The following is a 14,586-nucleotide window of genomic DNA, read 5'->3' as shown; positions in this document are numbered from 1 at the left end:
ATATGGAATAAGCATGAGTAAATGCGTTAATGGGATCATTAGTTGCTTTGTAGTTTTAATAACTATCCTAAGTTGCCAAGTAGGCGCACAAGTAAAACGTTTATCTCCAAGCGAAGGCTTATCGCAAAGCTACGTTAATACAATGCTTATCGACACTAATGGTTACCTTTGGCTTTCTACTGAGGCTGGGCTTAATCGTTATGATGGCTATCAAGTTATTCCAATAAACGGCCCTAATGGTGAATTAGAAGAAGCGATCATTGATCGTATTTACCAAGACCCTCAAGGGCACATTTGGATAGCCTCTTTACTTGCAGGCCTATTTAGATACGACCCCGTAACAGATTCATATCAGCAATTTCTAGAAAAACCTACCAGTGAAGAAGAAATTATCAATCAGTCTGTTTTTAGTATGGTGGCAGTTGATAAAAAAACACTTTGGATTGGGCGAGGCCGCGATTTTGCAAAGCTTGATATCGCAACCGGAAAAATCACAACTATTTTTGAGCTGCCTGCTAAATATAAAAATACCCTTGTGAGAAAGCTGTTTGCTTACAATGGTTATATATTTATAGGTACAAGCCATGGCGCATACGTATTTGATATTGCCACAGAGCAAGTTAGACCCCTGCAGCATTTAAAAGGTGAAGCTGAACATATTTACCAAAATAATGTTAAGTCTTTCGCATTAGGTGAAAATAAACAGTTGTTAGTAGGGGCGGTACAAGGCTTATACGAAGTTAATATTAGTAACTTATCAAAAATGTTTGAACGCCCAGATTTACCTTTTAAAAGTAAAGTATTACTAAGTGACCTAAATGTTTGGAGCATAGTAAACGAACACGGAACAATAGATTTAGCTACCGACAAAGGCTTGTTTAAATTTGATTTAAACACCGGGGAGATGATTAAAAACACTCGAATAGCCCAAAGTAAGTACACACTTGCCGATACCAGTATTATTGATATGGCTAAAGATAAATCGGGTGGTACGTGGGTTGCGACTAAAACCGACGGTGCGTTTTACTTATCTCATGACAGCTATCATTTTAATAATGTCGATGGCACTTTGCTCGGGGGGGATGGTTTATCGCATCACTCTATCTGGGGAATTACCGAATATAAAGACAAGCTTTGGCTTGCAACGCATAACGGTATTACCGAGGTTGATTTAAAAACAAATATTGGTAAAGCTTATTTAAAAGATTACAAAGTCGACTTACTCACCACTGAGTTTACCGTATATGAAATAACGCCTTATAAAAATAATTTATGGCTTTATACAAATCGTGGTTTGTTTATTTTTGACCCTGTAACGCATCAAGTTAGCGAACCTAAAGTACATAACCCTGCTAATCAGGAGTTAATTACTGGTAGGGTACATGGCGTTACATTAATGCCAAATGGCGATCTATACTTTGTGCACTCAGATCATGGGGTATTTATATACAATATAGATTCTCAAGTAATAACGCGTTTGGGTGGTCAGTTTGATCAATTTGAACCCTTTTTAGCCCATGGCTTTTTACCTGCGCTGAGCAATAAACCAGATTCACCATTATTTTTTAATGCCGGTATTTTATACCAAGTAAACCCAAGTGATTTAGCACTTAAAATGATTTATAAAGTGCCAAAACAGCATGAAAACGTAGCCATTAGTGTGCTTTCTTACTTAATTGATAACAACAATATATTGTGGATATCACTTTCTAATTTCGGCTTAATAGGCCTTGACGCATCTACCTACCAATTAGTCCATACAATCGATTTAGAGAGGAATAAATTAGGCACTCTGCTATACGATATGGTGCTAGATGATGATGGCATGATCTGGATGAGTAGCCATAAAGGCATTTGGCGATTAAACCCAGAAACACTTCATTTTCAGCAATTTTCTACATCAGAAGGGCTACTCTCTGCTGAGTTTAATAGCAACGCCATGGCACAGCTTAAAGATGGCCATATTGCGTATGGTAGCTTAAAAGGTTTTACTTATTTTCATCCAATGGAAAACCAAAACTATCAGTCGCTTATTGATCACGTAAATATTACGCGAGTTGATTTAATGTCACGAGATTTATCGCTTGATTTAAAACAACCGCTCAACGAGGTTGTGTTAAACCATGATGATATAGGGCTTGAAGTTGCATTTTCGGCCATGGCATTTAGTAATCAAGAACGCATCATTTATGAGTATCAACTCGATAACGGACAAAAAAGTTATACCCGAAATAACAACCGTGTATTGTTTCCAAAATTGAATCCAGGTAATTATCAATTAAAAGTTTGGGCTAAAGACCCCCTGACTGGCGAATATACCTCACCTGCTATTTTAAAAATAAAAGTAAAGTATCCACTTTGGCGTGCACCTTATTTTATGGTGCTTTACGGCATGCTGTTTATTGGCTTTGTTGCCATGTGGGTTATGCGCCGTAATAAAATTCAGCGTATTTTATTGGCAGCAAATAAAGAAAGTAAAGAAAGCGAAGCGCGTTTAAAGCTAGCGCTTGAAGGCAGCGAATCGGGTGTTTGGGATTGGGAATCAAGTAATCCAAGTATTTACCAACCTCGCTTAGCGAGTGAATTAGGCTACGAAAATGAAACTGTGAGCCTAGATGAATATTTATCTAAAATTCATCCGCAAGACAAACAGCTATTTCGCTTAGAGTGGCTTGAGTTTTTATCTACCGATAAAGGTTACTTTAATTGCACCTACCGCCTGCGCCATGCAAAAGGCTATTGGCGCTGGTATAAGGATTTTGGAAAAGTCGTTGAGTGGGATGATAAAACGCCACAAAAAGTAGCGGGTACCTACACAAATATGACCCGTGAGATGGTGTTTGAAGAACACGCTTTACTATTTACGGCAGCATTTGAGCAAACACGTGATTGGGTGTTTATCCTCGATAAAAATTTAAATATTCGGGCTTCTAATAAATCACTGCAAACCGCCTTTAATTTCTCTGCTGAGTCGTTATCTAGTCGAGCATTAAATTTAGGTATATCGCGCAGCAATCGTTTTGATTATTTACGCATAATGCAAAAGCTATCTATTGGAGAGCACTTTTCGTGTGAAGACAGCGTAGTTTTAGCAAGTGGTGAGCCACGCCATGTACTTGTGAAAATAAGTGCAGTGGCCGATAACGAACAGCGCCTTAATAGTTATGTCATTATTTTAACCGATATAAACGCACAAAAATCAGCCGAAAACGAGCTGCACTTATTGGCCAACTACGATGCCTTAACAGGGTTGCCAAATCGTACATTATTTAATGACCGCGTTGAACACGCCCTTGAGCAAGCAAAATTGCACGAATGTAAAGTCGCTTTATTACATATAAATATTAAGCGTTTTAAATACTTTAATGACTCTTTGGGACATGCAGTTGCTGATGAGCTAATTAAAGAAGTTGCTGAGCGTTTAAAATGCTCCTTACGTCCGTCTGATAGTGTTGCTCGATTTGGTGGCGATGAATTTGTAGTACTGGTGGAAGATATTCAGCGAATCGAACAAGTACTCATTATATGCACTAAGTTGATGGATTGTGTGAATCAAAATATTACGATTAATGGCCAAGTTGTAAACGTTAATTTAAGTATTGGTGTGGCTATATCACCAGATGATGCACAGCAAGGCTCTGCGCTTTTAAAAGCTGCGAGCATAGCGTTATATCATGCAAAAGACTCTTTAGAGGGGCGTTATCAGTTTTATAAGCAAGAGATGAATCAGCATGTTCAAAGAGCGCTGCATCTTGAGTCTCAGCTAACTAAAGCGTATCAAGAAGAAGAATTTTGTAATTACTACCAGCCTATCATTAACGCTGAAAGTCAAAAAACAGAAGGCTTTGAAGTACTGCTGCGTTGGCCTGAAAATAAGCTTGTGCAAACTCAAGAGTTTTCGGTGGCAGCAGAAGGTATAGGCCTAATTACAAAAATTATGCTGCAGACTTTTGCGCGCGCTTTATTAGAGCTAAAAGAGTGGCGAAAAGCCTCACCTAGCCTGTATTTATCTATTAATTTATCGGCTCTTGATTTTGAGTTTAAAGACCTTGTTCCTGAAATTAAAAAAGCGTTAAGTAATTCAGGAGTGTCGTCTGAGGCAATTGTTTTTGAAATAACCGAATCAATATTAATGCGTGATTCAAAAGAAGCACTACACAGCATGGAACAACTTAAAAAGTTGGGCTGTAGATTGTATATGGATGATTTTGGTACGGGTTACGCATCGCTTACTTATTTAAAGCGTTTTCCTATTGATGTATTAAAAATAGATAGAAGCTTTGTACAAGACATAGGCATAGATTCTGACGATGAAGCTATTATTCAATCAATACTCGCGCTTGCAGATAGTTTAGGTAAAGAATGTGTAGCTGAGGGCGTAGAAAGTCCGCACCAACTCGCCTTTTTAAAGGCGCGAGGATGCATGCATTTCCAAGGGTATTTATTTAGTAAACCGGTACCTAATACCGAAGTACTCCCGCTTATTAATCGTAATTGGAGTGATATATTTAATTAATAATAGCAGTACTTATTTAAGGCCTTTTACCGCAGTGCCTGCAAAACAAATGGCTATTATGCTCATTCAACTGCGTTTTAATGGCCTTATTAGCTTCTAGTTTACTCAAGCCTAATTTATAGCGTAGTTCTTCTAGGTGTTCTTGTTGAGTATCATTAAGAGTGCCATCTTGAATTTGTTCATGTACGGCATCTTCAAAAAATTGGCGGCGTTTACGTATTTGTTCTGAAAAACTAGACGCCAGTAAACCGGTAGGTATTGCAACCATTCCCATGCTCAGTAGTGTAATAACCCCGCCGAAAAACTTACCCAATGGTGTTATAGGTACTACATCGCCATAACCAACGGTTGTTAATGTTGCCATTGCCCACCACATAGCCGCAGGAATAGAGCCAAATTTATCGGGTTGTATGTCGTGCTCAATTAAGTAAATTCCGCATGAAGCTAAAATAAGCACGACGGCCATAATAAAAAAAGCAGCCATTAATGAACTACCTTCATCGTTAAAGGCTTTTAAAAGTAGCTGCATGGCGCGTGAGTAGCGAGTGAGTTTAAATACCCTTAATAGTCGGAGCACGCGTAAAAAACGTAAATCGAGAGGAAATAAAAACATCATTAAGCTTGGTAAAATCGCAATTAAATCAACAATTGCCAAAGGTGAGAAAAAATAGCGAAGCCGACGTTTGGTATGAGACCCTTCCATTGCTGCATATTGTGTTTTATCTACGCAAGCCCAAAGTCTGGCTAAGTACTCAATAGCAAAAATAGCGACCGAGACAATTTCTAAAACTAAGAATTCGTTGTAATACTGCTCTGCCACACTTGGAATTGATTCAATAACAATGGCTACAACGTTAATCATTATTAAGCTAATGAGTGCAATATCAAGAATATGTCCCGCTCGATGGTACTGGCCTGTGCCTTCAAACAGGCAAGCCATTTTTTGTCTTAAAGTGTGTGGTTCATTCATTATTTAAGTTTAAGTACCATATTAATACTGCCTTCTTCAAAGTCGCGACTAATTTTAAAACCTAACTTACGGGCAAGCTCAATCATCCCTGTATTCTCTGGTAAGGTTATGCCTTCAATCGATTCCACACCTTGGCGTTTACAATGGTTAATTGCTGCACTCATTAGTATGCGACCAAGCCCTAAACCTTGGCAATCTGAGCGTACTACAATGGCAAACTCAGCATGCAGGTTATCGGGGTCCATAATGACGCGAGACACACCTAATGTGCGAGTTTTACCTTCAAAGCGTTGGCAAACAATAAACGCCATTTCACGGTCGTAATCAATTTGCGTCATTTTCGCGAGTTGATCGTGGTTAAATTGTGGTAGTTCGCCAAAAAAGCGTTTATATCTGTCTTCTTTATTAAGTGACTCGTCAAATGCTTTATGGGCTTGTTCATCTTCTGGCTTTATTGGTCTGAGCGTAGCTTGGGTGTTGTTTTTAAGTGTTACCACTTCAACAAGTTCAATAGGGTAGGGACGAATAGATAAGCGCTTACGATTGCTCTGAGTTTGATAACGGCTAAGTGTCATGGTGGCATCGAGCACTAAAAACTGTCCATTACTGGCAAGTATAGGATTAAGTTCCATTGAGCTTATGTCAGGTTGATCAATAACTAACTGAGAAATACGCGTTAGCAGTGCACACAAACGATACTTATCAACTTTTTCGGGTAATATGCGCTCCTTTAGTACGCCTTTATCGTGCGCTGCGGCAATTAAATACTTTGCTAAGTTCATATTTAGTGGAGGCAGAGCAACAGCGGCTTGCGCATATTCAAGGCCGGTTCCTGCTTCACCTAATAATATAACAGGACCAAAATTAGGCTCGGTTTTAATCGCAATTCGCAGCTCATTTGCGCCTGCTCGCGGCGCCATTTTTTGTAATGAAAACCCTTCAATAACAGCATCCGGATAAGTGTTTTTAATACGGATAAGCATTGCAAAAGCAGTTTGTTCAACCTCGTTGGCATCGTTTAAGTTAAGCACCACACCACCTACTTCAGACTTTGAAGCAATACTTGGGCTAATAAGTTTTAACGCGACCGGAAAACCAAGTTCTATGGCTTGCTCTCTGGCTTCTGTTGGGGTGTAAGCCACCTCAGTTTGAATGCATGTAATACCATAGTGATTTAATACTTGGCTTGCCTGATGGGTAGGTAAGTAGCTTTGTCCGTCATCTAAAAACTCATTAATAAGCGCTTTAGCTGCTACTTTATTTATTTTTGCGTCATCTGTATTCGACTCAGGTGTTTGCGTTAAATGCTTTTGGTTACGGCGATACGTTACCAAGTGCATAAACGCGCCAACAGCACCCTCTGGTGTTCTATAAGTTGGTATTGCGTTGTTTGAGCACACTTTTCTGGCGGCGTAAGATGCGTCTTCACCCATAAAATTAGTTATAACGTAAGGGCGTGCCATTTTGGGTAATGTTTGTAAGGTTTCTACAATAATGTTGGCATAGTCTTCGCTGGGCGCAAGCGCTGAGGGAGTATGGATAATCAGTAAGTTTTTAACTTCTTTTGCGTGCAGTAAAATTTCTAATGCTTGCTTATAACGCGCAGGTGCTGAGTCACCAAAAATATCCACAGGGTTTGAGGTGGTTTCTGATTGCGGAATTACTTTATTTAGCGCATTTCGGGTTTCAGCGCTCAACTCGGCTAATTTACCGGAGCTTTGAATTAGCTCATCAACGGCCATAACACCCGGGCCGCCACCATTAGTTAAAATTGTCAGTTGCTCTACTTTTAATAATTTTGGATGCATGGCGAGTGTTTGTGTCGCTGCAAATAGCTCTCGTAAATCATTTACGCGCAGCATACCCGCTCGTTGAAATAACGCATCGTAAACAGCATCAGAGCTTTGCTTTCCGCCGGTGTGAATTTCGGCTGCAAGTGCGCCTGCACTTGTTTTACCTGTTTTAATTGCAATTACAGGTTTACTAAAGGCAGCAGCTCTTGCTGCTGATATAAAGCCACGAATATCTTCAATGTTATCAATGTAGAGTAAAATAGCTTTGGTTTTAGCATCACGACCTAAAAAGTCGAGTAGTTCATTAAAGTTTATATCAAGGCAATCACCTACCGATACAAAATATGAAAAGCCAATTTCTTTGTTTTTAGCCCAATCTAAAATAGTTGAGCATACTGCTGCTGATTGCGATACAAATGCAATTTTACCTGGGCTTGCTACAGTATGTGAAAAGCTCGCATTTAAACCAATATGAGGGATCAGCAAGCCCAAACAATTGGGTCCAAGCAAAGTAACCTGTTTGGCTTGAGCGCATGCTTTAAGTGCGCTTTTTTGCTCTCCAGAAAGCCCATCTGCAATAACAATAGCCGTTTTACAGCCAAGTTCTCCAAGCTGCTCAATAATATCAATTAAGGTATTTTTGTTAGTACAAATAACAGCAAGGTCGGGTACTTTTGGTAAGTCAGCAATAGAGGGGTAAGCAAGTACGCCATGTACTGCGCTATGGCTTGGAGTAACGGGCATTATCGGCCCTTTAAAACCGCCTTGAAGTAAGTTGCGCATAACCACAAAACCAGCACGAGTTGATATATTAGAGGCACCAATAACGGCCACTGAGCTTGGGTTAAAAAACTGGGTAATGCGCTTAAGGCTCATGGTTTTTCCTAGGCTGATTAAATTTTGCGTTATTTATAGTCTCAATGTACCCTGTTTACTGTGTTATTTCGAGCGTCTAGATGCTTATTATTGATATCAATCAAGGAGATTATTGTGAATAAAACCCCCGGTTTTTACATTGTTATAGCGGCTATTTGTTTAAGTATAGGCTTAATTAGCTTAGGGTTTATTTTAAAGAGCACAGCTCTCAGTGTAAAAGAGATGGAACGTACTGTGCAGGTTAAGGGATTGGCCGAGCGAGAAGTAATAGCCGATACGGTAATTTGGCCTCTGCAATTTAGTGATGCCGACAATAACCTTGAAAAATTAGTCAGCCGAGTTGAGAAAAAAAATGATGCTGTAACTGCTTTTTTAAAACTGCATGGTTTTGACGACGATGAAATAACAATAGGCAGCCAGTCAGTTATTGATAAGCAAGCACGTGAATACAGTAATGAAAATCAGCAATTTAGATACATAGTGCGTTCAAATGTTATTGTTTATTCTGATGCGCCAGATAAAGTGCAAAACGCGCTGAGTAAAGTAAGCCAGCTTGCTAAACAAGATATCGCGATAGTGCAGGACAGCTACGAAACAAAAGTTGAATACATTTTTACAGGCCTCAATGATGTAAAACCTGCGATGGTGCAAGAAGCAACTGAAAAAGCGCGTGAAGTCGCTAATAAATTTGCTAAAGACTCTAATTCAAAATTAGGCAAAATAAAAACAGCTCGCCAAGGGCAATTTAGTATCAGTAATCGAGATTCAAACACACCGCAAATAAAAAATATAAGAGTGGTAACCAGTGTTGAATATTATTTAAATGACTAGGGCTTGTTGACCTTTCAGGATTAAAATTTGTTCAATCTAGGGGCCGATTTAATCGCGGCGTGAGGTTTGTAACCTAGCGGGCTAAGTAAAAACCGAGCAAAGCTTCCGCGTCCTGCTCACGCCCCTTACCTACATCCATGTAGGCAACAAAGAGTAAATTGCCCCTAGGCAGAACCCTTCGGGCAGCGCATGTTTGGCATTTATTCCACGTTATCGCCTATTAATGGGGAATAACCACACTGCATAGGCTCTGCCTTGCCTAAATACCAAACATACTGCTGCAAATTTAACCTCGAAAGATAAACAGGCCCTAGGAAATAATATGTCAGAGTCTAAATATGGTCAGTTTGTACTGGCGCCCCGTTCGTATTTTTTTACTGCTATAGCGAGCGTAGTATTTGCGTTTATTGGCTTTAGTTATAATGCATGGCGAATGGAGGCAAGTGAAGAGAACAACAATACACGCATTGCTAGCTTTCAAATATTACAAGAACTAGCCGAGCTTGAGCTTATTGTATTTGCCGCACATTACGATAATAACAAAATAGATGGCAGCCCTAGAAAAGGCTGGGTTAAAGTTAACTTAATTCATGACTTAAGCTACTTAGCCGTTGATAAAGTACATTTAAAAACAAAAGACTTACAAAAGGTCTGGCAAACAAATTGGCCAAATATGGTTGATCAGCAAAGTGCTGCGCAATCTATTACACATGCCATAGACAGTGTGCGTACAGAAGTTGTGAGTGAATTAAAGCGCCTTGATTAAGTGAGCAACTTGCGCCGTTGAGCGTTGCAAGTAAGCGGCGCTCAGTAAAATTGTGGTCTCGTTAACTTTTTGCCCTTTTAGTACGTTGGCAAGCTTCTGTTTTGCGTTAGGGTTTTGTTTTTGCTCTATTTCCATTAATGCTAACAAAGCTGAAAATTCATGCTTTACCGGTGTGCTCGATTTATTTGCATAGGCAATGTAGCAGGCAACTGGTGTTAATCCGTGAGAGTTGGGCTGCGCCAACGCTTTAACTAAGTCATCATTTGATTCAAACAACATTAAAGAGCGTACATAGTTAAATGGCAGCTTTGTAGCATCGGCATGCTTAAACACATTGTGTAGTACGTTATTTCCTTGAGTATCTTGTACTAAAAAGCCTTTATTTACTCTCAGTGCTGGGGTGAAAAAGCTCAATGCGTCAATATTAGTGAGTTGGTTAATAAATAGAGAAGGTGCTGTATTAGTACTTAATATACGGATTGCTATGTTTTGCATAAAGTCATACTTAACACTCAACCGTTGGGCGCTGTCATATAAATGGTTAAGCTGCAAAGTTTGCTGAGCAGGGCTTAACTGCCTAAAGTCGTTATCGAGTTCATTTAACTGCTGCTTTGAAATACGCGCATTAAGTAGTTGTATGCTTAAATCCATTATTATTTCCAAAATCTTTTTTGCTACTATAAAACAAAAAAGGCCGCAAATGCGACCTTTCATATTTAAAGCAATTGTTTAAATTGGTTTTAAGCCTTTTTGCTTGCTACCCATTCATTAACAAAGTTTTCTAGTACATTAAGTGGTACAGGACCATTTTTAAGCACTACGTCGTGGAACTGGCGAATATCAAATTTATCACCAAGTTGCTTTTTAGCTTCTTCACGAAGCTCTAAAATCTTAAGCATACCCACTTTATAAGCCGTTGCTTGTGAAGGCATTACAATGTGACGCTCAACCATTTTAACACCGTCAGATGTTGCATTAGGCGTGTTATTTACGTAGTAATCAATACCTTCTTGGCGAGTCCACTTCATTGCGTGAATACCCGTATCAACAACTAAGCGACATGCGCGCCATAATTCCATTGAAAGGCGACCAAAATCTGAGTAAGGGTCTGAGTACATGCCCATTTCTTTAGGAATGAACTCTGAGTATAAACCCCAACCTTCAATATACGCTGTGTAGCCACCAAATTTACGGAATTTAGGAATTCCTTCTAGCTCTTGCGAAATAGCTATTTGCATGTGGTGTCCTGGAATACCTTCATGGTATGCCAGTGCTTCCATTTGATACGTTGGCATTGCTTCCATATCAAAAAGGTTAGCGTAGTAAACACCTGGGCGTGACCCATCTGGAGCCGGCTGTTGGTAAAATGCTTTACCTGCTGCTTTTTCACGGAATGCTTCAACCGCTTTTACTTTTAAACCTGCTTTTGGTTTAACAATGAATAACTCATCTAAACGCGTTTTCATTGTATCAATAAGCCCAGTGGCTTCATCAAGGTAGCGTTGTTTACCTTGTGCATCATTAGGGTAGTAAAATTGCTTGTCAGTTTTCATAAACTGCATAAACGCTTTTAAGTCGCCTTTAAAGCCAACTTTGTCTTTAATTTCACGCATTTCATCATGAATACGTGCCACTTCAGATAGGCCAATTGCATGGATTTCTTTAGCAGTTAAATCTGTTGTAGTTGTGCGCTTAAGTGCGTTGTTATAAAACGCTTCGCCATCAGGTAATTTCCATGCGCCATCGCGATCATCTGCGCGTTTTTCAAGCTGTGCAAGGTAATTAATTAACTTAGAGTAAGATGGTTTAACAGCCGATTTTAATGCATCTGATGCATCGCTGATTAACGAGTCTTTTTCGTCTTGGCTAATTTCAAGCGCTGTTACTTTACGTTTAAAGTCAGCAAGCAATGTAGAATCATCGCCTTTTTCAAACGGTGCACCGTGAATAATGTTTTTGCTTGAATCAATAACATGCGGGAATACAAATTTAGGGGCAATGATGCCTTTTTCTGCACGTACAGTTAAATCAACGATAAGCTGATCAATAACACCAGTTACACCATTTAAACGAGAAATGTAGTCTTTAGCTTCTTTTACATTACTAATTGAGTGCTGATTAATTAAAAATGCAGGGATCATAGAATGCGTACCAAACATTTGGTTCACAGGGTAATTATGGTAGCGCCATTTAAAGTCAGCAATTGAGCTTTCAAGATCTTGTTTTTTTAAGTCGTAGCTAACTTTTGTTGCATCATCTAATAAATCACGGCTGATTGCTTTTAGTGCAACTAGGTCAGCTTTTGTTTGCGCTAAATCTTTAAGCTGTCTTTCTTCGCTGCCATCATCCCACTTATCGTAATCTTGCTTAATACCCATGTATGTTTGATATACAGGACTGCTCATTACGTCGCGGTTAAATGTATCTTCAAAAAATGCATTGGCTTTGTCTATTTCACTTTGTTGTGATTGAACTGCTTGTGCAATAGGAGCTGAAGTCGCTTGCTGTGTTGTTTGCTGGCAACCAGCAAGTAGTGCAACGCTTACTGCGGCCGCAATAAAAGTAAGTTTACGCATTGTTTTCCCTTTTGTTGTTAGAAACCCATTAGGGTGTTTTATATTTATTTTTTGTGTAGCGCTGGGGGCTACACAAATAATTCTAGCAGGTCATTTAAAAAGCGATGACCTTTTAAGCTTACCTGCCAATGGCTGTCTGTTTGAGTCAATAAACCTTTATTAATTGCTTGGTTTAATGCACTTTGCTGACTTTGCAGTGGTAGTGTTGTAAGTTTATTAAAATCATTAATTGGGCAAGGCTCAACAAGGCGAAAGCGATTCATAAAAAATTCAAACGCTAAATCGTCTTGCTCTACATGCCAGCTTTTGTACATATACGGTTTAATTAAATCCATATAGCCGCGTGGGTGTTTAACCTTTTCAGTACGCGTAATAAGCCCTGTATTTGCATCAGTAACCTTACCATGCGCGCCGCAGCCAATACCGAGATAATCGCCAAAACGCCAATAATTCAAGTTATGTTGGCACTGATAGCCTGGTTTTGCATAGCCCGATATTTCGTATTGTATGTAACCTGCTTGAGCTAGTAACTCGACCCCTTGCTCTTGAATGTCCCACAGTATTTCGTCTTGTGGCAAGGTAGGTGGTTTTGAAGCAAACTGAGTATTGGGTTCAATAGTTAGTTGATACCAAGATATATGCGGTGGATCGAGCGCTATTATTTGTTTTAAATCACTCAGTGCATCATCAAGTGTTTGCCCAGGTAAGCCATGCATTAAATCAAGGTTAAAGCTATTTAAACCGGCTTCTTTAGCTTGTTGCGCGGCATAGTTTGCCTCGTCGCTGCCATGAATCCGACCAAGTGCTTTTAACTTGTCGTTTTGCATGCTTTGCACACCGATAGAAATACGGTTAATGCCTGCTTTTACGTAATCTTTAAAGCGACCTGTTTCTACTGTACCTGGGTTGGCTTCAAGGGTAATTTCGCAGTGTTCTTCAAGACCAATTAGGTTGTCGACTTCATTTAATAAACGAGTATAAGCCGCACCAGTTAATAAGCTCGGAGTACCGCCACCAATAAAGATACTGTGAATTTTACGCCCTTGCACTAAGTGCAAATCTGCTTTTAAATCATCAATTAAATGCTGAACATATTCAGCTTCAGGTATTTCACCTTTTTGTCCGTGGCTATTAAAATCGCAGTACGGGCATTTTTGCACGCACCAAGGTACGTGCACATATAAGCTCAGTGGTGGAAGGTTCACAGGCCGCCTTTTTGCTGTAGCTCTAGCAATAGTTTTTGTAGTGCTTGGCCGCGATGACTCACTGCATTTTTTTGCTCTTTTGTAAGCTCAGCACTGGTACAATTTTTCTCTGGTACAAAAAATACAGGGTCGTAACCAAAGCCACCGTTGCCATTTTGAGTGAGCGTAATTTCGCCTTCCCAGCTTGCACTGCAAATAAGGGGGGTAGGGTCATCTGCGTGGCGCATTAATACCAGTACACACCAAAAACGAGCACTACGGATAGGGTTATTACCCAAGTCTACGAGTAACTTATCAATGTTATCTTGATCGCTGGCACCTGGGCCTGCAAAACGGGCAGAGTAAACACCGGGTGCGCCATTTAGGCCATCAACTTCTAAACCTGAGTCATCGGCAATAGCAGGCATGCCAGTAATTTTAGCGGCATGACGCGCTTTAATAATGGCATTTTCAACAAAGGTAGTGCCGGTTTCGGCAACTTCACCTACGTTAAAATCGCTCTGTGGAACTACATTAATATTCAGAGGGCTTAGCATGTTAGCTAGCTCATTTACTTTGCCAGGGTTACCTGTAGCAAGTACTAAAGTTTTGGTCATGTTATTAATCTACGTAAAATTTTTGCTGAAACTGTAATTTTTGAAATTGATTACTTTGTTGTATTTCAATCTCAAAGCGTAAAATCTCTTCGTTGGTATAATCAACTTGGGCAAGGTAATAAATTGAATCACCTTCTTTTACTTCTTTAAAAGTAAGCGTTTGTTTATTGCCAAGTAGGTTTCTAGCTGTGCCAGTAAGCTTTGCTGTTTGGGCTGTATTTTCGGCATCATTTTTTAATATAGAAATATTCACAATGCCTTTGTATCCGCTTCGCTCAAGGCCATACGCTTTTGCTATTTTTGGCTGAATAAAAGTAGAAGGAAAGGCGATGTAATGCACTTGCCAAGGGCCAAGCTCTTTATATTGTGCGCCTTGCATTTCTTCGCTTTGCGCGTTAAATGCAAATGCTAAACAAGCAATAAAACAAAACTTAATTAAACGGTTCATTATGTATTC

The 14,586-nt window shown here is 39.6% G+C and carries 10 protein-coding genes; 3 read left to right on the top strand and 7 right to left on the bottom strand.

All coding sequences use genetic code 11. The features are described 5' to 3' along the window. The first annotated feature begins 13 nt into the window (after positions 1 to 13). Positions 14 to 4,516 (top strand): EAL domain-containing protein, encoded by a 4,503-nt coding sequence (locus tag PARC_RS15140; protein ID WP_010553302.1) that lies wholly within the window; start codon positions 14 to 16, stop codon positions 4,514 to 4,516. A 16-nt stretch (positions 4,517 to 4,532) separates the two neighbouring features. Here the strand turns inward: PARC_RS15140 and PARC_RS15135 are convergent, their stop codons facing one another. Together PARC_RS15135 and PARC_RS15130 are read right to left on the bottom strand one after the other, a co-directional pair. Next, positions 4,533 to 5,486: an ion transporter gene (locus tag PARC_RS15135; protein WP_010553301.1), complete on the bottom strand. Its 954-nt coding sequence runs from the start codon at positions 5,484 to 5,486 to the stop codon at positions 4,533 to 4,535. Further along, positions 5,486 to 8,155: a bifunctional acetate--CoA ligase family protein/GNAT family N-acetyltransferase gene (locus PARC_RS15130; RefSeq protein ID WP_010553300.1), complete on the bottom strand. Its 2,670-nt coding sequence runs from the start codon at positions 8,153 to 8,155 to the stop codon at positions 5,486 to 5,488. Before PARC_RS15130 ends, PARC_RS15135 begins: the two co-directional genes overlap by 1 nt. A gap of 114 nt (positions 8,156 to 8,269) precedes the next feature. Between PARC_RS15130 and PARC_RS15125 the strand changes: the two genes are divergently transcribed. After that, positions 8,270 to 8,986, top strand: coding sequence for an SIMPL domain-containing protein (locus tag PARC_RS15125; RefSeq protein WP_010553299.1), 717 nt, complete (start codon positions 8,270 to 8,272; stop codon positions 8,984 to 8,986). 322 nt (positions 8,987 to 9,308) lie between these two features. Next, complete coding sequence (locus PARC_RS15120) at positions 9,309 to 9,752, top strand: hypothetical protein (RefSeq protein ID WP_007585421.1); 444 nt, start codon at positions 9,309 to 9,311, stop codon at positions 9,750 to 9,752. Here the strand turns inward: PARC_RS15120 and PARC_RS15115 are convergent. The 5 genes from PARC_RS15115 to PARC_RS15095 form a co-directional block, all read right to left on the bottom strand. After that, positions 9,735 to 10,403 (bottom strand): hypothetical protein, encoded by a 669-nt coding sequence (locus PARC_RS15115; RefSeq protein ID WP_010553298.1) that lies wholly within the window; start codon positions 10,401 to 10,403, stop codon positions 9,735 to 9,737. The genes PARC_RS15120 and PARC_RS15115 overlap by 18 nt on opposite strands. 89 nt (positions 10,404 to 10,492) lie before the next feature. After that, complete coding sequence (locus tag PARC_RS15110; RefSeq protein ID WP_010553297.1) at positions 10,493 to 12,328, bottom strand: DUF885 domain-containing protein; 1,836 nt, start codon at positions 12,326 to 12,328, stop codon at positions 10,493 to 10,495. A gap of 68 nt (positions 12,329 to 12,396) precedes the next feature. Next, positions 12,397 to 13,533 carry a radical SAM family heme chaperone HemW gene (gene hemW / locus PARC_RS15105; protein WP_010553296.1) on the bottom strand — a complete coding sequence of 379 codons (1,137 nt, stop codon included), beginning with the start codon at positions 13,531 to 13,533 and terminating at the stop codon, positions 12,397 to 12,399. Then, positions 13,530 to 14,129, bottom strand: a complete 600-nt coding sequence (locus PARC_RS15100) for an XTP/dITP diphosphatase (RefSeq protein ID WP_007585416.1) — start codon at positions 14,127 to 14,129, stop codon at positions 13,530 to 13,532. Before PARC_RS15100 ends, hemW begins: the two co-directional genes overlap by 4 nt. A 4-nt stretch (positions 14,130 to 14,133) precedes the next feature. Next, positions 14,134 to 14,577 carry a DUF4426 domain-containing protein gene (locus PARC_RS15095; protein ID WP_010553295.1) on the bottom strand — a complete coding sequence of 148 codons (444 nt, stop codon included), beginning with the start codon at positions 14,575 to 14,577 and terminating at the stop codon, positions 14,134 to 14,136. Between the last annotated feature and the right edge of the window lie 9 nt (positions 14,578 to 14,586).

The organism is Pseudoalteromonas arctica A 37-1-2, assembly GCF_000238395.3.
Classification (GTDB): domain Bacteria; phylum Pseudomonadota; class Gammaproteobacteria; order Enterobacterales; family Alteromonadaceae; genus Pseudoalteromonas; species Pseudoalteromonas arctica.
Note: the sequence above shows the minus strand (reverse complement) of the source record. Positions and strands in the feature narration are given on the sequence as shown.